The sequence below is a fragment of the Pontibacter rugosus genome, assembly GCF_042678745.1.
Lineage (GTDB): Bacteria > Bacteroidota > Bacteroidia > Cytophagales > Hymenobacteraceae > Pontibacter > Pontibacter rugosus.
The window spans coordinates 1-21,347 of the sequence record NZ_JBHTLD010000067.1 but is presented as its reverse complement, the minus strand read 5'-3'; the positions used below and the strand labels follow the sequence as shown (position 1 = coordinate 21,347).

The window sequence follows — 21,347 nt, the reverse complement described above, 5'->3', positions numbered from 1 at the left end:
TTTATAAACTAAACTATTTAAGATGAAAAAGTACAATCTAAAATGGACATCTATTATCGTAGCGATAATGGTATTCACCTTTATGACAGCATGTGGCGACGGGCAGCAGGAAGCAGCTGAAGAAACTGACAACATGGGAATGGCTGACGGCATGGAAGGCATGGGTGAAATGGAAGGCATGGACATGGCACAGCAGGACAACGGGGCAGCGGCTGTCAACATGGAAGGAGAGCCGGCGTTTGTGGTGGCGTACATGGACATCAAGAATGCCCTGGTAAATGACAATTACGAGCAGGTGCAACAGGCGGCAAATGCTTTGCAAAGTGGCCTGGAGGGCAGCCAGCTCAGCGAAGAGCAGCGCAGCCAGCTAAGTGAAAGTGCTGGGCAATTAGCCGAAGCGCAGGACATTGAGGCCCAGCGACAGGCTTTTGCGCAGCTGTCACGGCAGCTGTATGAGGTAGTGAAGAATAATAATGTAACTGAAAACAAACTTTACTGGCAGCATTGCCCGATGGCCCTGAATAACCAGGGAGCCAACTGGCTGAGCTTTGAGGAGAAGGTTAGAAATCCTTTCATGGGTCAGCGAATGCCCGGCTGCGGATCAGTTGAAGAAACCATCTAACCCGTCAACAATTATTTGAGCAAGCAATAAAGCAATACCATGAGAAAGAACATCTTAACCATCGCCTTTATAATCGGACCCTTTGCCGCTGTTTCAGTGCAGGCACAGGAGGCAAATACCACAACACAGACAGCAGTGGCCCAAGCCACGAAAACCGCAACATTTGGAGTAGGCGGAAAGTGCGGCATGTGCAAGAACCGGATCGAAGAGGCAACCCTCGGACTGGAAGGGGTGAAGCTAGTCAACTGGAACTTGGAGAGAAAGGTCCTGACAGTAAAGTATGACCCGGCCAAAGTAAGCGAGGCCGATATACAGAAGCAGGTGGCCAGCGTAGGCCATGACACAGAAAAGGTAAAGGCATCGGATGAGGCTTATAACAGCCTGCCGGGATGCTGCCAGTATGAAAGAATGTAGACAGGGGAAGGCAGGGGCTGGGAAGTCTCTGCCTTTTTCTATAATCAAAATTAAAAACTGAAGATGGAAAAGGCAAAGACTGTGGAGTGGCTGGAGCTTCAACGAAGAAGTCAGAAGGTGGAGCACGCCTATGCTGCTACCACAGCCATGCCTTAAACCGATGCATTTACAGATCCCTTAGATGAAACTGATAAAAATAAAATTTACCCTCTACCTGGGCCTGCTTCTTATACTAGCTGCACTGTCCTCTTGCCAGGAAGAGGAGGAGCGACTGCCTATTCTGGGGCCAAGGGAAGTGCAGGAGGGGGACACGCTTTACCACACAATCCCTGACTTTGCCTTTGTGGACCAGGACAGCACCCTGGTAACGCCGGAGACCTTCCAGGGCGACATCTACGTGGCTGACTTCTTTTTCACCTCCTGCCCCACCATCTGCCCAAAGATGAAGAGCCAGATGCTGCGTGTGTACAAAAAATACCAAGGCAATGATAACGTGAAGTTTCTCTCCCATTCGATTGACCCGGCACATGATACAGTGGCTGTGCTGAGGGATTATGCCGAACGGCTGGGTGTAGACGCTGGGAAATGGCACTTTGTAACCGGTGACAGAGAGGCCATCTTTGATATTGCCCAGAATAGCTACATGGCGAGTGCGCTGGAGGATGAGGCAGAGCCTGGAGGGCTGGTGCACAGCGGCGCTTTCCTGCTGATAGACTCCCAGCGCAGGGTGAGAGGCCACTATGACGGCACCAAAGCAGAGGAAGTGGACCAGCTCATGCGCAATATGGATTTACTGCTCAACGAGGAGAACCCCCTAAAAGAGAAATAGAGAAAAACGTATGGAAGGAACTACTTTTCAAATTAAAAATATGGTGTGCCCCCGCTGTATCACGGTCATCAGCACCGAGCTGGAGGGGCTGGGAGTGGCGTTTGAGATTGACAGGCTGGGGGAGATCACCATCTTTGACCACGATCAGGTGGACATGGCCGCTGTTAAGCAGGTGCTGGGAAAGCATGACTTTGAGCTGATCCAGGATAAAGACGAGCTGCTTGTAGAGCAGGTGAAACTGGCGGCGCTGGACCTTGTGCAGGGTCATGTGACCACGAATCTCCGTAACTCGGATTACGTCGCAGAGCGGGTCGGTCAGTCCTACAGCAGCCTGAGCAAGACCTTCTCCAGGCGGGAGGGCGTTACCATAGAGAAGTACCTTATCCTTCAGAAGATAGAGAAGGTAAAGGAACTGCTGGGGTACGGGGAGATGAACCTGAGCGAGATTGCCCGCAAGCTCGGCTACAGCAGCGTGCACCACCTCTCCAACCAGTTCAAATCTGTGACCGGGCTGACCGTGAACCAGTACAAGGATTCCGAAGACAGGGATAGAAGCGCTTTGGGTAGGGTGTAAGGCGAAATCTTGTACATTTCATCTGGGATCCTGTACAACGATTAAGCTTTTTTAAGGGTTTACTATATAAGAATGCCAAGGTAAGCATTCTGTTAACCAACCTTTAAAATACTGATTATGAAGACTAAGATGAAGATGATTTTCGCCGCCCTTTCCATTGCCTTGCTGATGGTGTTCTCGCTTAATGTGTTCTCGCAGGGGAACAAACCGCAGCAGGACGAAAAAGGCAAGAAGTCAGGTTGTATGGCGATGATGCAGGATGAGGCCCAGATGAAAGACTGCATGGCCATGATGGACAGCAAGGAGATGCAGGCCATGTGCGCCAAGATGATGAGCGGCATGCAAGGCGGAATGAAAATGGACGGTGACATGAAGATGGACCCTAACATGAAAATGGATGGGAAAAAGGGCAAGGCCGCTGAGTCCAAGAGCCAGAAGCTTTAACCAGAAGCCCGAAAGGGCTGCCCGGCTCACCAAAAGTACAGAGCAAGGCAAGCTTTCCTTCCGACAGGAAGGGGTAAGGAAATAAGATAGTGGGGGGCGCTGGTTTTAGTAGTTGTTTGTCTGGCCGCCCTTCGCTACCTGCCCTGCATGTGGCAGTACCTGAGCCAGGCAAACAAACTGAAGTAAGATGTTAAACTAAAAAAAAATAAAAAATGGAATTTTTCGGATATAGTTTCCTTTGTACGCTTCTTTTCGCAGGCGTGGTGTTTATGCTCCTCTATGAGCTGTTCTCGCCCTCTAAAGACGGAGGCAAAGAAAGCCCGCTGGACGTGCTGCGCAAGAAGTACGCCTCCTTTGAGATGAGCACAGAAGCCTATGAAGAGCGCAGGGATGTGCTCGGACGGGACTTAAAGAAATAAACATGTATTACCAAAGCCTGCCTGTTCAGGCAGGCCTTTCATTTATACCTTAATTAATTTTTAACCATTAAACACTTAAAACTATGAATCACCAAAATGAGCACAACAACAGTCCACACCAGGACCTGCTTCACCTCCTTGCGCAGTGCGCCGATGAGTGCGACCACTGTTTTGACGAGTGCCTGGATAATGACAGAACAGATGAGCTGGTGCGTGCCCTCCGGGCATGCAGGGACTGCGCCAAGGTTTGCCGCGTCACATCAAGCTTTGTGGCCTCGAACTCCATATTTTCCCAGCGCATGGTAGACCTCTGCGCGGAAATATGCCAGCAGTGCGCGGATGTGTGCCAGAACCACCAGGACCAAGAGCAGGAGTGCAAGCACTGCGCCAAGATCTGCCGCGAGTGCGCGGAAGCCTGCAGGAACTATAAAGGAGTGGGCGCTTAAGCCTTCCTTACTGAAGGAGTGACATAAAGGCCTGCCTGTTCAGGCAGGCCTTTATGTTTTCAGGTAAAATTTCATACGTCCTTTTCCTGATGGCTTACAACCTCCTCCAAAATAGACGAGGTTGAATTCATAGGGAGCAATCGAGGGCTAATGGTAATGACAGGCAGCTGTCTATAGAATATAAAGCAAGATGAAAAAGGTAATGGCTAAGTCAATGTCTATCGCAGTTACTGCCCTGGCACTCTTCATTTTTTCAGCGTGTGAGGGTAAAAAGGAGGGGGTGGCAGAGAATGCAGATGACCCGATGGAAGCGCATGAGAAGATGGATATGAACTATGGGGCTATTGATGACTCCATCAGGAAGAATCAGATTCCAATCGGGGCATTTGTAGCGGGAGATACCCTTGACTTTAGCCAGGAAGCCCCGGAAGCGTTCAAACAGCAGCTCAACAGGGTTCTGGATGCTTACCTCGCTCTAAAGGAAAGCCTGGTGGCAGCAGATGAAGAAAAGATAGAGACCGCCAGTACAGGCATGATGGCCACGCTGCTTGAGGTGAACGACGGGATGCTAACGAGCAGTGCCCATGATTACTGGAAAGAGAAGAAGTTCTTTTTAATGGAACATGTGGCGCTTTGTAAGGAGGCCGACACGATGGAGGGGAAAAGGGAGAATTTCGCCTTTATCTCCGAGGCGATGATAAAGGCCGCAGATGTGTTCGGAGCAGGCCGGCAAACGCTGTTCGTCCAATACTGCCCCATGGCAAACGGCAACAAGGGGGCCTACTGGTTGAGCGAGGCAAAGGAAGTCCGTAACCCTTACATGGGGTCGCAAATGCTGACATGCGGTGAGACAAAAGGCACTCTCAACTGAGGTCCATGCACGGAATGGGATTACGTGCTCGGGAAGCCTGTTTTACACTATAAAACCGCAGTGAAGCGGCTGCGTTCAACAAAGTTATTCCCGTTGGCTGAACGTGCACACGAAGCAGCAAAGGGACAATAGAGGCAGTTAAGAAAGCAGGATTCAACTATAAGAACTTAATACAATGCCAGCAGTAACAGAAAGACCAATAGCAAAAGACAGGTATGAAATTGAGGGCATGACCTGTGCTTCCTGCGCCAACAGCGTCGAGAGCATACTCTCCCATGTGGAGGGAGTGAAGTCAGCCAGCGTGAACTTCGCCGATTCCAGCGTGCTGGTGGAGCATGAGCCGGAGGTAGCCACTCCCGAGAAGCTACAGGCGGCTGTTGAGGAAATAGGCTACAGCCTCATCATAAATCAAAAGGCTGGAGAGGAAAACCGCGAGGAGCGTGAAGAACAGAAGCTGCGTGATACCAAGTTTAAGTTAATTGTAGCCATTGTGCTTTCCGTGCCTGTGCTCCTGATCGCCATGGTCTTCCCCGGTATTCCTTATGCCGACTGGATTATGCTGGTGCTTACCACCCCGGTCGCGGTGTGGAGCGGCAAGGATTTCTTCATCATTGCCTACAAGAGAGCCAGGCATTTCTCCGCTAACATGGACACACTGATAGCGCTTGGAACGGGGGCGGCCTTCCTTTTCAGTGCCTTCAATACCTTTTTCCCCGGCTACCTGAGAAGCAGGGGCTTGGAGCCGCATGTATATTATGAGGTGGCAGCTATTATCGTCGCCCTGATCCTGCTGGGCAGGTACTTCGAGGAAAGGGCCAAGTCGCGCACCTCCGCCGCCATCAAAAAACTCATTAACCTGGGCGTAAAGACGGCGAGAGTTGTCCGGGGGGGCACAGAGCTGGAGATACCGGTAGGGGAGGTTGAGAAAGGGGACATTATCCTGATCAGGCCGGGAGAGAAGGTGCCGGTAGACGGGAAGATCACCGAGGGGAAGTCTGTCCTGGACGAGAGCATGATCACAGGAGAGTCTATTCCTGTCGAGAAAGGGGCCGGTGACACGGTCATCGGGGCCACCATCAACAAGACGGGCAGCTTTCAAATGGTGGCCGAGCGGGTGGGCAGCGAGACCATGCTGGCCCAGATCATCAGGCTGGTGCAGGAGGCGCAGGGCAGCAAGGCCCCAATCCAGAAACTGGTAGACCGTATCTCGGCAGTCTTTGTACCCATTGTAATCGTAATTGCGATTCTGAGCTTCATCGCCTGGAGCGTGTGGGGGCCTGAGCCCGAGATTACCTACGCCGTTATCGCTGCGGTCACCGTGCTCATCATTGCCTGTCCCTGCGCGCTTGGCCTGGCAACCCCCACCGCTATCATGGTCGGTATCGGGAAGGGGGCAGAGAACGGCATCCTGATCAAGAACGCAGAGAGCCTGGAGCTGGCGCATAAGCTCAAAGCCATCGTGCTGGACAAGACTGGCACCATCACGCAGGGCAAGCCGGAAGTGACGGATGCTATCTGGGACCTTTCCCCGGATGCGAGGCAGGAGGCTTCCCGTGCTGTGTATGCAATGGAGTCCCAGTCAGAGCACCCGCTGGCATTGGCTGTAGTCAACCACCTGAAGGCGGAAAGCCCTGAGGCCATTCTGCTGGATTCCTTTGACAGCGTGACAGGGAAAGGCGTAAAGGCAAGCTACAACGGCAGGCGATATCTGATAGGAAACAGGAGACTGCTGGATGAAAACGGGGTAAGTGTTTCCCCCTTCCTGCTGGAAAAAGTGGAGCGGCTGAGCAGGGAGGCCAAAACCATTATTTACGTGGGGCAGGAGGAGGAGGCTGTGGGTGTCATTGCCATCGCAGATACTATCAAGGAAAACTCCAGGGCGGCCATCGCCTCCTTGCAGCAAATGGGGCTGGCCGTGCACATGCTGACGGGAGACAACCAGCAAACGGCAGAGGCCATCGGAGAGCAGGCAGGCGTGGATTACATCAAGGCGGAGGTGTTGCCTGCCGATAAAGCCGCCTATATCAAAGAACTGCAGGCCAGCGGGCTCAAGGTGGCCATGGTGGGTGACGGCATAAACGACTCCCCTGCCCTGGCGCAGGCAGATGTGGGCATTGCCATGGGAACGGGGACGGACATTGCCATAGAGAGCGCCGAGATTACCCTCATCAAAGGGGATCTGGAGGATATCGTGACGGCGATCAGGCTCTCGAAGGAGACAGTGAGGACGATACGGCAGAATCTGTTCTGGGCCTTTATCTATAATGTGACCGGTATCCCGATCGCGGCGGGGGTGCTTTATCCCTTTACTGGCTTTCTGCTGAACCCGATGTTCGCCGCCGCTGCCATGGCCTTCAGCTCCGTATCTGTGGTTACTAACAGCCTGCGGCTGAAGGCGAAGACGTTTAAACAGCAATAAAGAACTGCTTTGCTTGTGCGAATGGTTTTTCCCGGAAAACAGGAGCAGCAAAGGCAATAGAGTAAGCAAAGTATTAAACTTATAAAGCAAGTAGATATGGATAATGAGTATCACGTGATGGGTATGAATATGGTCTGGTGGATCATATGGGTCGTTTTGATCTTTGCCATCTTTTTCTTCCCTAGCTCACGGACAAGGGTATACAGAGAGACCCCTTTGGATATACTTCAAAAAAAGTATGCCAGTGGAAAGATGACAACCCAGGAATACGAGGAGCGAAAAGCCATACTGCAAAGAGACAAAGGCAAGTAAAGGTAGCGAATGAAGTGCTTAAACCTAAGATAGACAACGATGCGTATCAAAAGATTTTATGACGAGGGCCTGGCCTATGCCTCCTACGCGGTGCTGAGCGAAAAGCAGGTTGCGCTCGTGGATCCGGCCCGGAACCCGCAGCCGTACCTGGACTTTGCCCAGCGGCACGGGGCAAGAGTCGTAGCAGTTGTGGAGACGCACCTGCACGCGGATTTCGTGAGCGGACATCTTGAGGTGCACCAAAAAACAGGAGCTCCTGTCTATGTCAGTAAGCTGGCAGAGGCCACTTACCCCCACGTTGCCTTTGACCAGGGCGATGAGATTGCGGTGGGAAAGGTAACCCTCCGGGCGCTCAACACGCCCGGACACTCCCCGGACAGCATCAGCGTACTGGTGACAGATGAGCAGGGGGAGGAGCAGGCTGTATTTACGGGGGACACGCTCTTTGTGGGGGACGTGGGCAGGCCTGACCTGCGGGAGGATTCCAGTGATTCCCGCACAAGGCGGGAGGAAATGGCCAGGCAGCTCTACCGCTCGACCCGCCAGGTGCTCATGCAGCTGAAAAAGGAGGTGAAGGTGTATCCGGCCCATGGAGCAGGCTCCCTCTGCGGGAAAAGCATCAGCAGCGATCTTTCCAGCACGATAGGGCAGGAAGCTGTTCACAACTATGCACTTCAGCCCATGTCAGAAGATGCCTTTGTTCAGGTACTCCTGGAAGAGCAGCCTTACATCCCCAACTACTTCAGCTACGATGTGGCGCTGAACAGAAAGGGTGCCGCAGCCTACGGTAAGAGCGTGGAGGCAGTGCCCCGACTAAACAAGTACGCCTCCCTTCAACAGGGTGTCCTGGTGGTGGACACGCGCCCGCAGCGGCAGTTCAAGGCGGGGCACCTCCCCGGCGCCATCAACATCATGGACGGAAAGAAATTTGAGACATGGCTGGGCTCGCTTGTAGACCCGGAAGAGGAATTCTTTCTGCTGGCGAAGAACGGGGAGGCTCTGGAGAGTCTGATCCGGAAGGCGGCAAAGATAGGCTATGAGCAAAACATCAAAGGGGCCTTGCAGGCGCCCACCTACGGCCAGCAGCAAAGTCCGAAGATTAACCTCCAGGAGTTCCGGGAGCACCCGCAGGACTTCACCATCGTTGACCTCCGCCATGCATCAGAGGTAAAGGATGACGAGATTTTCAAGGAGGCCAAGCACATCCCCCTGCCGGAGTTAGCAGACAGAGCCGGTGAGATTAAAGAAGATAAGCCTGTGGTGGTCCACTGCGCGAGCGGCTACCGGTCAGCCATCGGGGCCAGTATCCTGGAGAAGGCTGTTGATGTCCCCGTCTATGACCTGGGGGAGGCCGTGAAGGAATTTAAAGGATCCGGCAGCTAAGAAATAATTATGTTAAACTAAAAGTACAAAAATCATGGAAAACGAAAAGCAAAGTTATAACGGGAGCGGGACCGCCAATGTAATAGAAGAAACATTCCCCGTAGAGGGCATGACCTGCCGCGGGTGCGCCAGTGGTGTGCAGCGGTCCCTGACGAAGCTGGAGGGTGTGAAATCGGCGGAGGTAAGTCTTGCCGACGCGTCGGCCACGGTGGCCTATGACCCGGGAGCGGCGACGCCTGAGCAGATGCAGCAGGCGGTGGAGAAGGCGGGTTTCAAACTTGGCAAGCGCTAAAGCAAAGCGAAACGCTCCGGCGGATGCTGTTAAGAAGCCAGTAGAGAGGCTGTGGGGGAGACACTCACCAGCCCCTCTACTGGCTCATACTCTAAAGCGGATTTGCAATCATTTATACCTGCTCTTGAAAGTGTTAGCCTAAAAACAAAGCAAAAGGGGAAAGGATATTCCCGCCAAAGCATAAACACGTTAACCACACATTCTTCAACTATGAAACAATTTATTCAAATGACACCCCTCTTTTTTGCAGTGGCTTTTACTGCTACCAGCTGTGCGGCACAGAGAACGGCAGACGCCTCCACTGTGCTTCAAGACGAAAAGCGGACAGAGCAGATATTCTCTACCATCTTAAATGACCAGGAGCTAAAATCGGAGCTCATGGGCAGGATGATGGCGGAGGGCAATGGCTCTGGTATGGTGAGGCACATGATGCAGGCGGCGGAAGGGGACACAGCCACCTGCAGGATGATAGGCTCCATGATGATGGAGAACCCGCACATGATGGACATGATGATGGGCTCGATGATGGACAAGGCGGAGGGAGACGATGCGATGTGCCAGAAGATGTGCAGGATGATGATGGACAGCGACAAGATGAAGGGCATGATGCAACAGATGAATGGACAGGGGCAGTCGCCGGAAAGCAGTAAAACCCAGGGGGGTAGCCACATGAAGACGCACCTGAATGAAGAGCATACCAAAACAAATAAAGACAACTAGGCATGGGGAATATGATGAAATGGATGCTGATAGGATGTCTGGTGGCCGTGGCACTGGTTTTTGGGCTGCCGCTGCTGGGCATAGAGGGGTACGGGAGCTGGGGAACCTGGCTCTTGCTCCTACTGGTGCTGGCCTGCGTGCTGCCCATGCTGCTGATGAACCGGAAAAAGGGTGACAACAAATAAATTAGCTATGAGAGAAGTAAAAGCATTTGTCAGAAGCACAAGGTTAAATGATGTCATAAAAGCCTTGCGCCATAATGGCTTCAAGAGCATGACCTTGACGGAAGTGGAAGGCACAGGGCGCTATACTAAACCCGGTGCCAGTCCTTCACTTAAGTTTACGATCACCCACAGTAAAATGGCCAAGCTGGAGCTCTTGTGTAAAAAAGAAGATGTGGAAACGATCGTAAAGCTCATTCACGAAAACGGTGGCACAGGGGAGAAAGGGGATGGAATTATTTACGTCTCCGAAGTGGAGCGGGTCTTTAAGGTGAGAACAGGAGAAGAAAGCCAGGATGAGTGATAAAACGTAGGGAGCATGATCTCTCCTCCGACAGCTATATAAGGATCTCAGAGGTGCACACAGAAAGCCGTGTCAGGACTTTTGGTGTGACAGTGTGCCGTTGAACAGATCATTAAGAGTTGAAACTGTCAAGCTTCGTCCTGCCTTGCACCCTTTTACCATACCCGGACTTAACAATTTGGTTTCCCGCAAGTATGGCTGCTTAACCTTCTGTACTTTTTATGTCTTACACTCTCAATAAAAGCGAAACATGAATAAAACAGACAGTTCAGGGGCACGAAACTCCGACAAGGAGCTAATTGTCGTTACGGGAAGCAGCGGTCTTATTGGAACAAGTATCATCAAGAGGCTTTCGGAGAATTACCGCATCGTTGGTCTGGATAATACCGGTTACCCCTTTCCCCCCAAGGAGGCTGAATGCGTGTGCTACGACATTACCTCAGAAGAAAGCATCAGGGCTGCCATGGAACGTGTCCGTTACGGCTACGGTGAAAAGATAGCCTCCGTCATTCACCTGGCAGCCTACTATGATTTCTCAGGTAAGCCCAGCCCGCTGTATGAAAAGATAACAGTAAAAGGCACGGAGAACCTTTTGCGCGTACTGCAGGGCTTCGAGGTGGAGCAATTTATATTCTCCAGCACCAATCTGATTTACAAGCCTACGTCTCCCGGGCAGAAGATAAGCGAAGACTGCCCTTTGGAGCCAAAGTGGGACTACCCCGAATCAAAGGTTGACACTGAGGAAGTGATTCGTGACAACAGGGGGCACATGAAAGCAGCGCTGTTGCGTGTTGCCGGTGTTTATGACGATGAGGGGCACTCCATTCCCATTGCCCATCAGATACAACGCATATACGAAAAACAGTTTACAAGCCACTTCTACTCCGGCGACACCTCCCACGGCAACGTCTTTCTGCACCTGGAGGACCTGGTGGATGCACTGGAAAAAACAGTGGAGCGGAGGGATGCGCTTCCGGATGAAGTAGCCATCAACATCGGCGAGCCGGAGACGCCAAGCTATCAGGACCTGCAGGAAACAATAGGGCGCCTGTTGCATGGCCAGGATTGGAAGACCTATGAAGTACCGGCACCACTCGCCAAAGCAGGGGCCTATGGCATGAACCTTCTGGGAGATGCCTTTATCAAACCGTGGATGATAGACAGGGCCGACGACCATTACGAGCTGGACATTTCCCGGGCCCGTGACCTGCTCGGCTGGGAGCCCCGGTACCGGCTGCTCGACACCCTGCCCACCATCATTGCCAAGCTCAAAGAAGACCCTACCGGCTGGTACAAGGAAAACGACCTGGAGCTGCCAGCTGCTTTGGCAAAAGAGCAGGAGGCCAAACAGGAATAAAGCTTCTTCTCACTTCACCTCCAAACGTAAAATAACTATGGAAGAAAAGGAAAACGGCCAAGGCGACAAAATGAAAGGCGGCGGCATGGGCAAAAGGGGCGTCACGCGCCCCATGGCCGAAATGAAAATGCAGCAGCACAATGGGATGGAGGATGATGGTGAACATCAGCAGGACGAGCATAAGAGAGGGGATTACAAGCATGAGGACCAGCAGCATGAGGTGAGCTCTGACCATGGCATGATGATGTCGGATGACATGCGGAGCAATATGCTCCACATGCACCACATGCAGACGCTTTGGGTGTACTGGGCGCTTGTTATCTTCGGCATCTGGATGGTGATGTCCCCACTGACCTTCGACTATGGGAGAGCGGTAGCCGAGCCCAGCGGAGGGAGGGAAGTCTGGCTTAGCCTTGAACAGCGGATCAGCTTCATGAAGTGGAGCGATATAATCAGTGGTGTGTTTCTTATCGTCTTCGGATGGCGCTCCCTGACGCCTAACCGCCCCTACAGCCTGTGGATCTGCTGCTTTATCGGTATCTGGCTTAGTATGGCGCCCCTGCTCTTCTGGTCGCCCTCGGAAATGGCTTACCTCAACGACACGCTGGTGGGGGCCCTGGTGATTGCCCTTGCCATTCTCATCCCGGGCATGCCCAACATGATCATGTACATGAAGATGGGCTCCGAGGTGCCGCCTGGCTGGAGCTACAACCCCTCCAGTTGGCCGCAGCGCTGGATCATGATCGTGCTGGCTTTCGTGGGCTGGATGGCCTCCCGCTACATGGGGGCCTTTCAGCTAGGCTACATTGACCATGCTTGGGACCCTTTCTTCGGCAGCAGTACCAGACAGGTGCTCAACTCCGACATGTCGCACGCCTGGCCTGTGTCTGACGCCGCCTTTGGCTCCCTGGCCTATACGCTCGAGTTTCTGATGGGCTTCATGGGCAGCCCTTCCCGCTGGCGCACCATGCCCTGGATGGTGCTCTTCTTCAGTATCCTGGTGATCCCCCTGGGGTTCGTGAGCATTTTCCTGGTGGTCTCCCAGCCTCTGGCAGTGGGCGCCTGGTGCACCCTGTGCCTGGCAACCGCAGCGCTCATGCTGCCCATGATCCCGCTGCAGCTGGATGAGGTGACGGCCATGGGCCAGCACATGGTGCAGGCAAAGCGCCGGGGAGACAACCTCTGGGAGGTGTTCTGGAAGGGAGGCAAGCCCTTTGAGCAGAACAAGGATGAGCGCTCGCCGGAGCTGGTGGAGTTTCCGCAGCAGCCAGGGAAAGTTTTTATGGCCTCCATCTGGGGAATGAGCTTTCCGTGGCCACTGGTGGTGTCCATGCTGATTGGCCTGTGGCTGATGTTTGTCCCCGGAGTGCTGGGCATACCTATCAAGGCCACGGCAGCCGACATCAACCACTTGGGAGGGGCCCTGATCGTGGTGGTAGCCGTGACCTGCATGGGAGAGGTTGTCAGGGCGGGGCGCTACCTGAACGTGCCGCTGGGGCTGGCAGTGGCTGTCTGGCCCTGGTTTGTGGAGGACAGCACGCTGGCCCTGAACATCATCAGCGCTGCGTCTGGGCTTGCCGTGGCCGCGCTCTCCCTGTCGCGGGGTATTATAACCGAGAAGTATGGCTTATGGGACAAGTATGTTAAATAACTCAAGTTGCGAGATATAGAAATCTGTTCTGCCAGTGGCATTAGCACGTTTTAGAGTTACCACACACCTAAAACAGCAAGAGCCATGACAGAACAGACTATAGCAATATACTGCTTTATCGACGACTTCTTCCTTGCCATTGGCAGAAAAGATGACGCCCACTGCAAGCTCTCCGACGCTGAGCTTCTGACCACAGCTCTTGTAGCGGCCCGTTTCTTCTACGGCAACCTCCACTCCGCCTGCGCCTATATGCGGGAGCACCACGGGGTGCGCATGATTGACAAGTCTGGCTTTACCCGCCGTCTGCACGGTCTCAAGGAGCAGCTGGTGGCCCTTTTCCTTGCCTTGGGGCAAAGCCTCAAACAGCTCAACACCCGCTCGCGCTACCTGATCGACTCCTTCCCGGTGGCTGTCTGCGACAACATCCGCATCGCCCGCTGCCGACTGCTCAGGGGAGAGGGCTACCGGGGAAAGTGCGTGAGCAAGCGGTGCTACTTCTACGGCTTCCGCGTGCAGCTCATCGCCACAGAAGAAGGGCTGCCGGTCCAGTTCTACATCCACGCCGGCTCCTTTGTGGACATCACCGCCTTCAAGGCCATGGAGCTGGACCTGCCCGAGGGCAGCCGGCTCTACGCCGACGCCGGCTACACCTGCTATGAGGTGGAGGACCTGCTAAAAGAGTGCGACGGGGTCGAGCTGCGGGCCTGCCGAAAGCGCAACAGCAAAAGAGCAGACCAACCTCACATGGCTTTCCTCAAGGACCACTACCGAAAGCGCATCGAGACCACCTTCAGTGGCATCACTGCTCTCTTCCCAAAGAAGATCCATGCTGTCACTCCGCAGGGCTTCATCCTCAAAATCATCCTCTTTATCTTCGCCTACACACTATCTCAAATCATCGAGTAACTCGCAACTTGGGTTAAATAGCAAAGCGCAGGCAGGAGAAGAGCAGGTGCTCGCAGATGAGGCGATAAGGTCGCAGGTACGGGAGGTGCTTTACAAAAACATGGTCAGCGGCCGGAAGGAGGGCTTTAGCTACCACTTCACAAAGCCTTCCCCAGGCACTTACCCCTTCCAGTACTTCTGGGACACCTGCTTCCATGTTTTTATGCTGAGTGCCTTGGGTGAGGAGAAGATGGCCAAGGAGCACCTCCGTAGCCTTTTTGAGATGCAGCGCCCGGACGGGTTTGTGGGGCACATGAACTACTGGAAGCGCTTATGGCCCGGCCGCGTCACCGACTTCCTGCAGCTACGGCCCCGCGACGTGCTGCGGCTCTACAAACCGCATATGTCCGCGCTGGTGCAACCTCCCATTGTTGCGCAGGCCGTGCTGCGGGTTTACCGCTATTCACATGATGAAGCTTTCTTAACGGAAATGCTGCCAAAGCTGAAAAAGTACTACAAGTGGCTGGCAGAGAACAGGGACTTCGAGGGAGAGGGGCTCCTCTCCATCATCACCCCCTTTGAGTCGGGAATGGATTGGAAAGCCTCTTACGACCCCTTGCTGAAGTACGACAGAGGCAAGGCAGGCCCGCTGCTGTTCTGGAAGGTGCTGCAGGTGGACGCGCACAACTTCTTTTATAACTATAATCTGCAGGCCATCTATCGGAGCAACAGATTTATCGTAAAGGACGCTGCCTTCAACACCGTCTATGCCCAGAACCTGGAGGCCATGGCAGAATTGTGCCGGCTAGCAGGAGATAAAGATGGGCCTGGTTTTCTGGAGAAGGCAGAGCAGACGGAGCAGAGTATCCTCCGCCACATGTACGATGAGCAGGACGCTGCTTTCTATGACCTTCACGGGCACCAGTTCCAGAAGCTAAGAGTGCGCACCGGTACTATCTTTTTCCCGGTGGTGCTCAAGAGCGTACCAGATGAGGTTTGCCGGAACGTATTGGAGAGGCACCTGCTACACAAGGGCAGTTTTCACGTGCCCTACCCGGTTCCTTCACTGGCCACAGACGAGCCTGCGTTCAATCCAGATGGCTCCCTCTACATCTGGCGCGGCCCTACCTGGGTGGTGTTCAACTGGTTTATGCAAGGGTACTTGCAGGAAAAAGGGTACAGGCAGGAGGCTAATAAGCTGCTTATGAGCGTGAAGCGACTGATTACCAAAAGCGGCTTTAGGGAGTACTACAACCCTTTCACAGGAAAGGGCCACGGAGCTGAAGAATTCACCTGGTCAGGGCTTGTGGTAGACATGATCAACAGGCAGCAGGAAGAGGGTGCTAAGGAAAGAGGTGGCAGCTTGAACCGGCAGGGTTCGCAACCCTTTTGCGGCGGGAGCTCGTTATAAGAAACTTCACACACTTATTGTTTAACTATTAAAATGAAAGCTTATGTTTCACCACGTAAAGGAATTACAGTTTAATGCACGGGTGTCCAAGCCCGACCCGAAGTTTGCTTCGATGCTGCTGGAGCAGTTTGGCGGTGCCAACGGGGAGCTTGCGGCAGCCATGCAATACTTTGTGCAGGCCTTCCCGGCAAGGCAGCCTTACCCGGACAAGTACGACATGCTCATGGACATTGCCACTGAGGAGTTCAGCCACCTCGAGATTGTCGGGGCCACTATCCAGATGCTGTTAGGCCCTGTGAACGGGGAACTAAAGGACTTGGCTGACAAATCAGAGATCATGGAGCTGCTGAACGGAAAGGCTGCCAAGGAAAGCATGATCCACGAGGCGATGGTCAACCCGCAGTTTTTAGTTTTAAGCGGAGGAGGACCTACCTTAACCAACAGCCAGGGGGTGCCGTGGAATGCAGGCTATGTGAACGCCAACGGTGACCTGACCGTGGACTTGCGCTCAAACATTGCAGCGGAATCCCGTGCAAAGATTGTGTACGAGTACCTGATGCAGTTCACGGATGACCCGTATGTGAAAGAAACGCTTAAGTTTCTGATGACGCGGGAGGTTGCCCACGCCCAGATGTTTGAGGCGGCGCTGGCCACTATCACGCCCAACTTCCCGCCGGGTGTACGCCAAGCTGATCCTCGCTTCAGCAACTCCTACTTCAACATGTCGAGCGGACCGGAGGTGCGCGGGCCATGGAACGAAGGGCTAACCCCAGAGTTAAAAGAGGAGTGGCTGTATGTAGACGACCCGCTCAAGCATGTCATTGAGTCTAACGGCATGACCGAGCATGGCCCAAGGGGTACTGACATTACGGTGGAACGAGCCGAAAACGCTAACATGGACCTGAGCCAACAGCGCAGCGGCCACATTAAGTCTTCTGTGCCGAAAGGGGAGAACCAGTGGAGCCAGTATCCGCAACAGGACCTTTAGCCGTAGTAGCCTGTCACCATGTTAGAAGATAAAGTTGATCACAGAATACAGGAACAAGAGGGGTCGGTGGAGATTCAGGTCTATACTGACCCTCTTTGCTGCTGGAGCTGGGCTTTTGAGCCACAGTGGCGCTGGTTGCGGTTTGAATACAGCGGGAAGATAAAGTGGCGCTACCGCATGGCCGGTATGGTTCCGAACTGGAACTCTTTCAGTGACCCCGTGAACCACGTGACGAAACCCCTTCAAATGGGGCCGGTATGGCTCGAGGCAAAGCACCTGTCAGGCCAGCCCATTGAGGACAAAGTCTGGTACAACAATCCCCCAAGCTCATCCTATCCTGCCTGCATTGCTGTGAAAAGTGCCGGACTGCAGTCTTCTGAGGCGGCAGAAATGTACTTGCGGCGGGTACGGGAGGCTATCATGCTGCACGGCAAGGATATCTCCAGCACAGCAGTGCTACTGGAGGTGGCAAAGGGGCTTTCCCAGGAGAGCGCTGGTGTGTTGGACTTCGATGTGTTTGAGCAGGCGCTACATGGAGAAGCTGCCCGCAAGGCTTTCGAAGAGGACCTGCGGCAGGTGCGCTACCGCCGCATCACGCGTTATCCCGCCCTTACCATCACAAAGCCAGGCCAGGCAGGCTTGCTCATTGTAGGGTACAGACCGTATGAGGCGCTGGTGAGTACCCTGAAGAAAGTGGCACCGGAACTGGAACCAGTACGGTATCTGAAGGATGCGGAGGAGTACAACAAGTTCTGGAGCGGAGCTACGGACAGGGAGGTAGACGAGGCGCTAAGTAAAGGAAGCCAAGTGCGTCCTGTACCTGCTACTTAAAAAAGTATCTGGCACAGCATTATCATCACTAGCTCTACAGGAGACTGGCAGCTCCTCCTTCCGTATTGCTTGAAATGCCGATCCGAGAAAGACTGGGTTAGAAAGGGCAACCAATAAGTTGTTGTACATAAGCAAACTTTGTGAAGGGAAGAAAGAAGCAGAAACGTTTACGTTAGTTTTAAATCAAATGCACATGCCACAGCAAAACATCATAGACATATTGAAGGATGAGGCAGAGGACCTGTTACATTTCAGTTCTGCCACTGTATCCAAGGACCTGCTGCATGTTCCGGGACCAGATTTCCTGGAGCGCGTGTTCCTTCCATCCAATAGAAGCATTCCAGTGATCAGGAGCCTTGCTACTCTGTTCAATCATGGTCGCCTGGCAGGTACGGGCTACTTGTCCATTCTTCCCGTAGACCAGGGAATTGAACACACGGCTGGGTTTTCATTTGCTCCAAACCCAATCTATTTTGACCCGGAGAACATTGTAAAGCTGGCAATAGAGGGAGGGTGCAACGCGGTCGCAACTACCTTCGGCAATCTGGCGATGGTGGCTCGCAAATACGCCCACAGGATTCCCTTTGTGGTGAAGATAAACCACAACGAGCTGCTGACTTACCCGACCAAACATGATCAGGTCATGTTCGGTTCTGTGGAAGAAGCGCGGAATCTGGGAGCTGTTGCCGTTGGGGCAACTATTTATTTTGGGTCGGAGCAGTCAAACCGCCAGATCATTGAAGTGGCCGAGGCCTTTGAGAAAGCGCATGAGCTGGGTATGGCCACCATCCTGTGGTGTTACACCCGAAACGAAGCCTTCAAGACAAAAGATCAGGATTACCATGTAGCAGCGGATATCACCGGGCAGGCAAACCACCTTGGGGTTACCATCCAGGCAGACATCATCAAGCAGAAGATGCCGGAGAACAACGGAGGATTCAAAGCTTTGAACTTTTCAAAATGGCGTCCAGACATGTACGGCAAACTGGCTTCCAGCCATCCTATTGATTTGTGCAGGTACCAGGTGATGAACTGCTACATGGGACGCGCAGGGCTCATCAACTCTGGCGGTGAGTCGCAGGGAGAAACAGACCTACAGCAGTCAGTCAGGACAGCGGTCATCAACAAAAGGGCCGGTGGCATGGGGCTGATACTGGGCAGGAGGGCCTTTCAGCGCCCTATGCAGGAAGGGGTTGAGCTGCTCCACCTGGTGCAGGATGTGTACCTGGACGAGCAGATAGGGCTGGCATAGGCTCTCGCCCCAGGTAGTGAACAGCGAGAGACTATCTACTCAGATGTGAAAGGTGCAGCCCCAACAGCCGTATATTTTTGAAAGCTGGGGCTGCTGTGACAAAGACTTATCGGCTCATGTAGACCATCCCAAACGTGTATTTTAAATAAGTCCTTGATGAATCGTTAAAATTTGAGCTATGATAAAAACATGCCTGGTGCCGTGCGCGTTTCTGCTGTTGCTGTGTGTCTCGTGCAGTTCAGAAAAATCATCTGCAAATCATGGGGGCGCGAGCAGTACCTCAGTTGTGCAACCTGTGGATTCGGTAAGCCTGCAGCTGGTAGCCGCTGATCTGGTTTCCCCCGTTTTCCTCACACAACCCCCCAGCGACGACAGGCTGTTTATTGTAGACCAGATAGGGGTCATACGGGTTGTGAAAGAAGGGACGTTGCTGCCTGAGCCGTTCCTGGACCTGAAGAGCAAGGTCATTGAACTTAAGAACGAGCATGAAGAGCGTGGGCTTCTGGGCTTGGCCTTCCATCCTGACTTTCAGCGTAACGGCAGGTTTTTCGTGTATTACAGCGCTCCCTTGCGCCAGTCTGCACCCGATGGCTTCGACCACACCACCGTCATCGCCGAGTACAAGGCTACCGGAGCCGGGTTGAAAAGTGGAGACGCGGCGTCCGGAAGAGTGATCCTGCAGGTAGACCAGCCACAGTACAACCACAACGCGGGCACGCTCATGTTCGGGCCGGACGGCTACCTCTACATCAGCGTTGGCGACGGGGGAAACAAAAATGACATCGGCACCGGCCACGTGAGGGACTGGTACGAGGAGAACGACGGGGGCAACGGACAGGACGTGAAGCAGAACCTGCTTGGCAGCATCCTGCGCATCGATGTGAACAACGGGTCACCCTACAGCGTGCCTTCCGACAACCCCTTTGCTGACGGCAGAATGGGCATGAAGGAGATTTACGCCTTTGGGCTGCGCAACCCCTACCGCTTTTCCTTTGACAGGGAGACAGGCATGCTGATAGCCGGAGATGCCGGTCAGGTACTGCGCGAGGAAGTTAACGTAATCAGGAAAGGCGGCAACTATGGCTGGAATGTAAAAGAAGGCACCATCTGCTTTAACGCGGCCAACAACAAGGAGCCTTTGGAAAGCTGCCCTGAGGAAGACAGCCTGGGCAACGAGTTCATAGACCCTGTTATTGAGTTCAAGAACAGCATGTCCTACCCGCAGGAAGGCTTGGGAATAGTTGGGATAGGCGGATACGTGTACAGGGGCAGCGTGCGTGCCAACCTTAGAGGTAACTACCTGTTCGGCGTATGGACGCAGCATCACGGGAAACCCGACGGCGCTATATTCTCTGCTGAGATGACTGGGGAGCAGGGGTCTTGGGACTATAGAAAATTGCACTTCCAGGGCATGCCAGGTGCTTCTTTAGGCCATTACCTGCTAGGCTTTGGGCAGGACAACAGTGGAGAAGTATACCTTTTGACTACAGACAAGGCAGGCCCTGTGGGAAACACCGGAAAGGTCTTCCAGATTAACTGATGACAGTGTTGATCGTTTCTCTACTGCTAAATTTTGCTTTAGTCTTGATTTATTTAGAGCAAAAGGACAGCCGTGAAAGCTACAGCAAGCCTTCAAGGCAATTATTTCACCTTTCCGGGTAGTCTCCCAAGGTCTCGGGCAGTTGGGCAAGCGCCTGCCCCAGCTGCTCATCGTTGGGCGCCACCCCGTGCCACTTGTGGGACCCGGTCATGAAGTCCACGCCGTAGCCCATCTCCGTGTGCATCAGCACCATCACTGGCTTCCCTTTTCCTGTAGCTGACCTGGCTTCCCCTAGGGTGGCGAGCAGCTTTTCAAAATCATTGCCCTCCGCCTCCAGCACATGCCAGCCAAAGCTTTCAAACTTGGCCTGTAAGTCCCCAAGGGGCAGCACGTCTTCGGTGGTGCCGTCTATCTGCTGGTGATTCCAATCCACGGTGGCAATCAGGTTGTCTACTTTCTTAGCACCTGCGTAGAGAGTGGCCTCCCATATCTGCCCTTCCTGCAGCTCTCCGTCCCCCATCAGCACATATACCAGGTTCGGGTCCTTGTTCAGTTTTTTTGCCTGCGCGGCGCCAATAGCCACTGACAGGCCCTGCCCGAGGGAGCCGGAGGCAACGCGTATGCCGGGCAGTTCCTCGGCCGTGGCCGCATGCCCCTGCAGCCGGGAGTTCAGCCTGCGGAAGGTGGCTAACTCTTTCACGCCAAAGTAGCCGGAGCGGGCCAGCACGCTGTACCACACCGGGCAGATGTGGCCGTTGGAGAGGAAGAAAAGGTCCTCGCCCACCCCGTTCAGGCGGAAGGCAGGGTCGTGGCGGAGCACCCTGAAATACAGCGAGACGAAGTACTCGGTGCAGCCCAGCGAGCCGCCGGGGTGGCCGGAGTTGACGGCGTGCACCATCCGGAGGATGTCCCTGCGCACCTGCGAGGCGATGGCCTGCAGTTCCTCCACGCTCTTCTCAAAAGGATTGTCAATCATAGTTCAACGTTTTACTTAAAAACCAGTTAAGATAAAAATAAACGAGGCCGTGCGACCTCGCCTTGGTGCGGCTCTACGTACGGTAAAAGGCTCCTGCGGTTCCCCGGCCTCAGGCCCTACTCGGGCTGGTACACCTCTCTCCAGGACCAGCCGTCCATCTCCAGCAGCGTGGTCAGCAGCTTGCGG

25 protein-coding genes are annotated in these 21,347 nt (G+C 53.7%); 23 read left to right on the top strand and 2 right to left on the bottom strand.

What is annotated here, in order from left to right; all coding sequences use genetic code 11:
- Positions 1-22 precede the first annotated feature (22 nt).
- From ACFQ2O_RS09345 to ACFQ2O_RS09260, 18 genes are all read left to right on the top strand, one after another.
- Positions 23-622 carry a DUF3347 domain-containing protein gene (locus ACFQ2O_RS09345; protein WP_377526236.1) on the top strand — a complete coding sequence of 200 codons (600 nt, stop codon included), beginning with the start codon at positions 23-25 and terminating at the stop codon, positions 620-622.
- Between the two features lie 39 nt (positions 623-661).
- A complete protein-coding gene (locus ACFQ2O_RS09340; RefSeq protein WP_377526233.1) occupies positions 662-1,036 on the top strand; it encodes a heavy-metal-associated domain-containing protein in 375 nt (124 codons plus the stop codon).
- Positions 1,037-1,217: 181 nt separating this feature from the next.
- Positions 1,218-1,865: an SCO family protein gene (locus ACFQ2O_RS09335; RefSeq protein WP_377526230.1), complete on the top strand. Its 648-nt coding sequence runs from the start codon at positions 1,218-1,220 to the stop codon at positions 1,863-1,865.
- A 10-nt stretch (positions 1,866-1,875) separates the two neighbouring features.
- Positions 1,876-2,439, top strand: a complete 564-nt coding sequence (locus ACFQ2O_RS09330) for a helix-turn-helix domain-containing protein (protein ID WP_377526227.1) — start codon at positions 1,876-1,878, stop codon at positions 2,437-2,439.
- Positions 2,440-2,556: 117 nt separating this feature from the next.
- Positions 2,557-2,883, top strand: a complete 327-nt coding sequence (locus tag ACFQ2O_RS09325; RefSeq protein WP_377526224.1) for a hypothetical protein — start codon at positions 2,557-2,559, stop codon at positions 2,881-2,883.
- Between the two features lie 212 nt (positions 2,884-3,095).
- Positions 3,096-3,302, top strand: coding sequence for a hypothetical protein (locus ACFQ2O_RS09320; protein WP_377526221.1), 207 nt, complete (start codon positions 3,096-3,098; stop codon positions 3,300-3,302).
- Between the two features lie 83 nt (positions 3,303-3,385).
- Complete coding sequence (locus tag ACFQ2O_RS09315; RefSeq protein ID WP_377526218.1) at positions 3,386-3,748, top strand: four-helix bundle copper-binding protein; 363 nt, start codon at positions 3,386-3,388, stop codon at positions 3,746-3,748.
- Positions 3,749-3,950: 202 nt separating this feature from the next.
- The gene (locus tag ACFQ2O_RS09310) at positions 3,951-4,619 is read left to right on the top strand and encodes a DUF3347 domain-containing protein (protein WP_377526215.1); all 669 of its coding nucleotides are present in this window, start codon (positions 3,951-3,953) and stop codon (positions 4,617-4,619) included.
- A gap of 175 nt (positions 4,620-4,794) precedes the next feature.
- Positions 4,795-7,038: a heavy metal translocating P-type ATPase gene (locus tag ACFQ2O_RS09305; protein WP_377526212.1), complete on the top strand. Its 2,244-nt coding sequence runs from the start codon at positions 4,795-4,797 to the stop codon at positions 7,036-7,038.
- A 96-nt stretch (positions 7,039-7,134) separates the two neighbouring features.
- Positions 7,135-7,350, top strand: coding sequence for an SHOCT domain-containing protein (locus ACFQ2O_RS09300; protein ID WP_377526209.1), 216 nt, complete (start codon positions 7,135-7,137; stop codon positions 7,348-7,350).
- Positions 7,351-7,389: 39 nt separating this feature from the next.
- Entirely contained in the window at positions 7,390-8,733 is a 1,344-nt protein-coding gene (locus ACFQ2O_RS09295; RefSeq protein WP_377526205.1) for an MBL fold metallo-hydrolase, read from the top strand.
- Between the two features lie 34 nt (positions 8,734-8,767).
- Positions 8,768-9,025: a heavy-metal-associated domain-containing protein gene (locus tag ACFQ2O_RS09290; RefSeq protein ID WP_377526202.1), complete on the top strand. Its 258-nt coding sequence runs from the start codon at positions 8,768-8,770 to the stop codon at positions 9,023-9,025.
- Between the two features lie 210 nt (positions 9,026-9,235).
- A complete protein-coding gene (locus tag ACFQ2O_RS09285; RefSeq protein WP_377526199.1) occupies positions 9,236-9,745 on the top strand; it encodes a hypothetical protein in 510 nt (169 codons plus the stop codon).
- A gap of 11 nt (positions 9,746-9,756) precedes the next feature.
- Positions 9,757-9,930, top strand: coding sequence for a hypothetical protein (locus tag ACFQ2O_RS09280; RefSeq protein WP_377526196.1), 174 nt, complete (start codon positions 9,757-9,759; stop codon positions 9,928-9,930).
- Between the two features lie 7 nt (positions 9,931-9,937).
- A complete protein-coding gene (locus ACFQ2O_RS09275) occupies positions 9,938-10,270 on the top strand; it encodes a P-II family nitrogen regulator (RefSeq protein WP_377526193.1) in 333 nt (110 codons plus the stop codon).
- A 250-nt stretch (positions 10,271-10,520) separates the two neighbouring features.
- Positions 10,521-11,627: an NAD-dependent epimerase/dehydratase family protein gene (locus ACFQ2O_RS09270; RefSeq protein ID WP_377526190.1), complete on the top strand. Its 1,107-nt coding sequence runs from the start codon at positions 10,521-10,523 to the stop codon at positions 11,625-11,627.
- A 37-nt stretch (positions 11,628-11,664) separates the two neighbouring features.
- Positions 11,665-13,278 carry a vitamin K epoxide reductase family protein gene (locus ACFQ2O_RS09265; protein ID WP_377526187.1) on the top strand — a complete coding sequence of 538 codons (1,614 nt, stop codon included), beginning with the start codon at positions 11,665-11,667 and terminating at the stop codon, positions 13,276-13,278.
- Between the two features lie 84 nt (positions 13,279-13,362).
- The gene (locus ACFQ2O_RS09260) at positions 13,363-14,184 is read left to right on the top strand and encodes an IS982 family transposase (protein ID WP_377526184.1); all 822 of its coding nucleotides are present in this window, start codon (positions 13,363-13,365) and stop codon (positions 14,182-14,184) included.
- A gap of 13 nt (positions 14,185-14,197) precedes the next feature.
- On the opposite strand, the gene ACFQ2O_RS09255 is transcribed toward ACFQ2O_RS09260, so the two are convergent.
- Positions 14,198-14,380, bottom strand: a complete 183-nt coding sequence (locus tag ACFQ2O_RS09255; RefSeq protein WP_377526180.1) for a hypothetical protein — start codon at positions 14,378-14,380, stop codon at positions 14,198-14,200.
- 6 nt (positions 14,381-14,386) lie between these two features.
- Between ACFQ2O_RS09255 and ACFQ2O_RS09250 the strand changes: the two genes are divergently transcribed.
- From ACFQ2O_RS09250 to ACFQ2O_RS09230, 5 genes are all read left to right on the top strand, one after another.
- Positions 14,387-15,574, top strand: a complete 1,188-nt coding sequence (locus ACFQ2O_RS09250) for an amylo-alpha-1,6-glucosidase (protein WP_377526177.1) — start codon at positions 14,387-14,389, stop codon at positions 15,572-15,574.
- A 43-nt stretch (positions 15,575-15,617) separates the two neighbouring features.
- Complete coding sequence (locus ACFQ2O_RS09245; RefSeq protein WP_377526174.1) at positions 15,618-16,562, top strand: manganese catalase family protein; 945 nt, start codon at positions 15,618-15,620, stop codon at positions 16,560-16,562.
- Positions 16,563-16,580: 18 nt separating this feature from the next.
- Positions 16,581-17,393, top strand: coding sequence for a DsbA family protein (locus ACFQ2O_RS09240; RefSeq protein WP_377526171.1), 813 nt, complete (start codon positions 16,581-16,583; stop codon positions 17,391-17,393).
- A gap of 193 nt (positions 17,394-17,586) precedes the next feature.
- Positions 17,587-18,645, top strand: coding sequence for a class I fructose-bisphosphate aldolase (locus tag ACFQ2O_RS09235; protein ID WP_377526168.1), 1,059 nt, complete (start codon positions 17,587-17,589; stop codon positions 18,643-18,645).
- Positions 18,646-18,823: 178 nt separating this feature from the next.
- Positions 18,824-20,185, top strand: coding sequence for a PQQ-dependent sugar dehydrogenase (locus ACFQ2O_RS09230; RefSeq protein WP_377526165.1), 1,362 nt, complete (start codon positions 18,824-18,826; stop codon positions 20,183-20,185).
- 106 nt (positions 20,186-20,291) lie between these two features.
- On the opposite strand, the gene ACFQ2O_RS09225 is transcribed toward ACFQ2O_RS09230, so the two are convergent.
- Positions 20,292-21,161, bottom strand: a complete 870-nt coding sequence (locus tag ACFQ2O_RS09225; protein ID WP_377526161.1) for a transketolase — start codon at positions 21,159-21,161, stop codon at positions 20,292-20,294.
- Between the last annotated feature and the right edge of the window lie 186 nt (positions 21,162-21,347).

Bases quoted from the DNA above. Each gene is read 5' to 3' on its own strand.
- ACFQ2O_RS09345 (WP_377526236.1), top strand. From the start codon at position 23: ATGAAAAAGTACAATCTAAAATGGACATCTATTATCGTAGCGATAATG.
- ACFQ2O_RS09340 (WP_377526233.1), top strand. From the start codon at position 662: ATGAGAAAGAACATCTTAACCATCGCCTTTATAATCGGACCCTTTGCC.
- ACFQ2O_RS09335 (WP_377526230.1), top strand. From the start codon at position 1,218: ATGAAACTGATAAAAATAAAATTTACCCTCTACCTGGGCCTGCTTCTT.
- ACFQ2O_RS09330 (WP_377526227.1), top strand. From the start codon at position 1,876: ATGGAAGGAACTACTTTTCAAATTAAAAATATGGTGTGCCCCCGCTGT.
- ACFQ2O_RS09325 (WP_377526224.1), top strand. From the start codon at position 2,557: ATGAAGACTAAGATGAAGATGATTTTCGCCGCCCTTTCCATTGCCTTG.
- ACFQ2O_RS09320 (WP_377526221.1), top strand. From the start codon at position 3,096: ATGGAATTTTTCGGATATAGTTTCCTTTGTACGCTTCTTTTCGCAGGC.
- ACFQ2O_RS09315 (WP_377526218.1), top strand. From the start codon at position 3,386: ATGAATCACCAAAATGAGCACAACAACAGTCCACACCAGGACCTGCTT.
- ACFQ2O_RS09310 (WP_377526215.1), top strand. From the start codon at position 3,951: ATGGCTAAGTCAATGTCTATCGCAGTTACTGCCCTGGCACTCTTCATT.
- ACFQ2O_RS09305 (WP_377526212.1), top strand. From the start codon at position 4,795: ATGCCAGCAGTAACAGAAAGACCAATAGCAAAAGACAGGTATGAAATT.
- ACFQ2O_RS09300 (WP_377526209.1), top strand. From the start codon at position 7,135: ATGGATAATGAGTATCACGTGATGGGTATGAATATGGTCTGGTGGATC.
- ACFQ2O_RS09295 (WP_377526205.1), top strand. From the start codon at position 7,390: ATGCGTATCAAAAGATTTTATGACGAGGGCCTGGCCTATGCCTCCTAC.
- ACFQ2O_RS09290 (WP_377526202.1), top strand. From the start codon at position 8,768: ATGGAAAACGAAAAGCAAAGTTATAACGGGAGCGGGACCGCCAATGTA.
- ACFQ2O_RS09285 (WP_377526199.1), top strand. From the start codon at position 9,236: ATGAAACAATTTATTCAAATGACACCCCTCTTTTTTGCAGTGGCTTTT.
- ACFQ2O_RS09280 (WP_377526196.1), top strand. From the start codon at position 9,757: ATGATGAAATGGATGCTGATAGGATGTCTGGTGGCCGTGGCACTGGTT.
- ACFQ2O_RS09275 (WP_377526193.1), top strand. From the start codon at position 9,938: ATGAGAGAAGTAAAAGCATTTGTCAGAAGCACAAGGTTAAATGATGTC.
- ACFQ2O_RS09270 (WP_377526190.1), top strand. From the start codon at position 10,521: ATGAATAAAACAGACAGTTCAGGGGCACGAAACTCCGACAAGGAGCTA.
- ACFQ2O_RS09265 (WP_377526187.1), top strand. From the start codon at position 11,665: ATGGAAGAAAAGGAAAACGGCCAAGGCGACAAAATGAAAGGCGGCGGC.
- ACFQ2O_RS09260 (WP_377526184.1), top strand. From the start codon at position 13,363: ATGACAGAACAGACTATAGCAATATACTGCTTTATCGACGACTTCTTC.
- ACFQ2O_RS09255 (WP_377526180.1), bottom strand. From the start codon at position 14,380: ATGGAAGCAGGTGTCCCAGAAGTACTGGAAGGGGTAAGTGCCTGGGGA.
- ACFQ2O_RS09250 (WP_377526177.1), top strand. From the start codon at position 14,387: ATGCTGAGTGCCTTGGGTGAGGAGAAGATGGCCAAGGAGCACCTCCGT.
- ACFQ2O_RS09245 (WP_377526174.1), top strand. From the start codon at position 15,618: ATGTTTCACCACGTAAAGGAATTACAGTTTAATGCACGGGTGTCCAAG.
- ACFQ2O_RS09240 (WP_377526171.1), top strand. From the start codon at position 16,581: ATGTTAGAAGATAAAGTTGATCACAGAATACAGGAACAAGAGGGGTCG.
- ACFQ2O_RS09235 (WP_377526168.1), top strand. From the start codon at position 17,587: ATGCCACAGCAAAACATCATAGACATATTGAAGGATGAGGCAGAGGAC.
- ACFQ2O_RS09230 (WP_377526165.1), top strand. From the start codon at position 18,824: ATGATAAAAACATGCCTGGTGCCGTGCGCGTTTCTGCTGTTGCTGTGT.
- ACFQ2O_RS09225 (WP_377526161.1), bottom strand. From the start codon at position 21,161: ATGATTGACAATCCTTTTGAGAAGAGCGTGGAGGAACTGCAGGCCATC.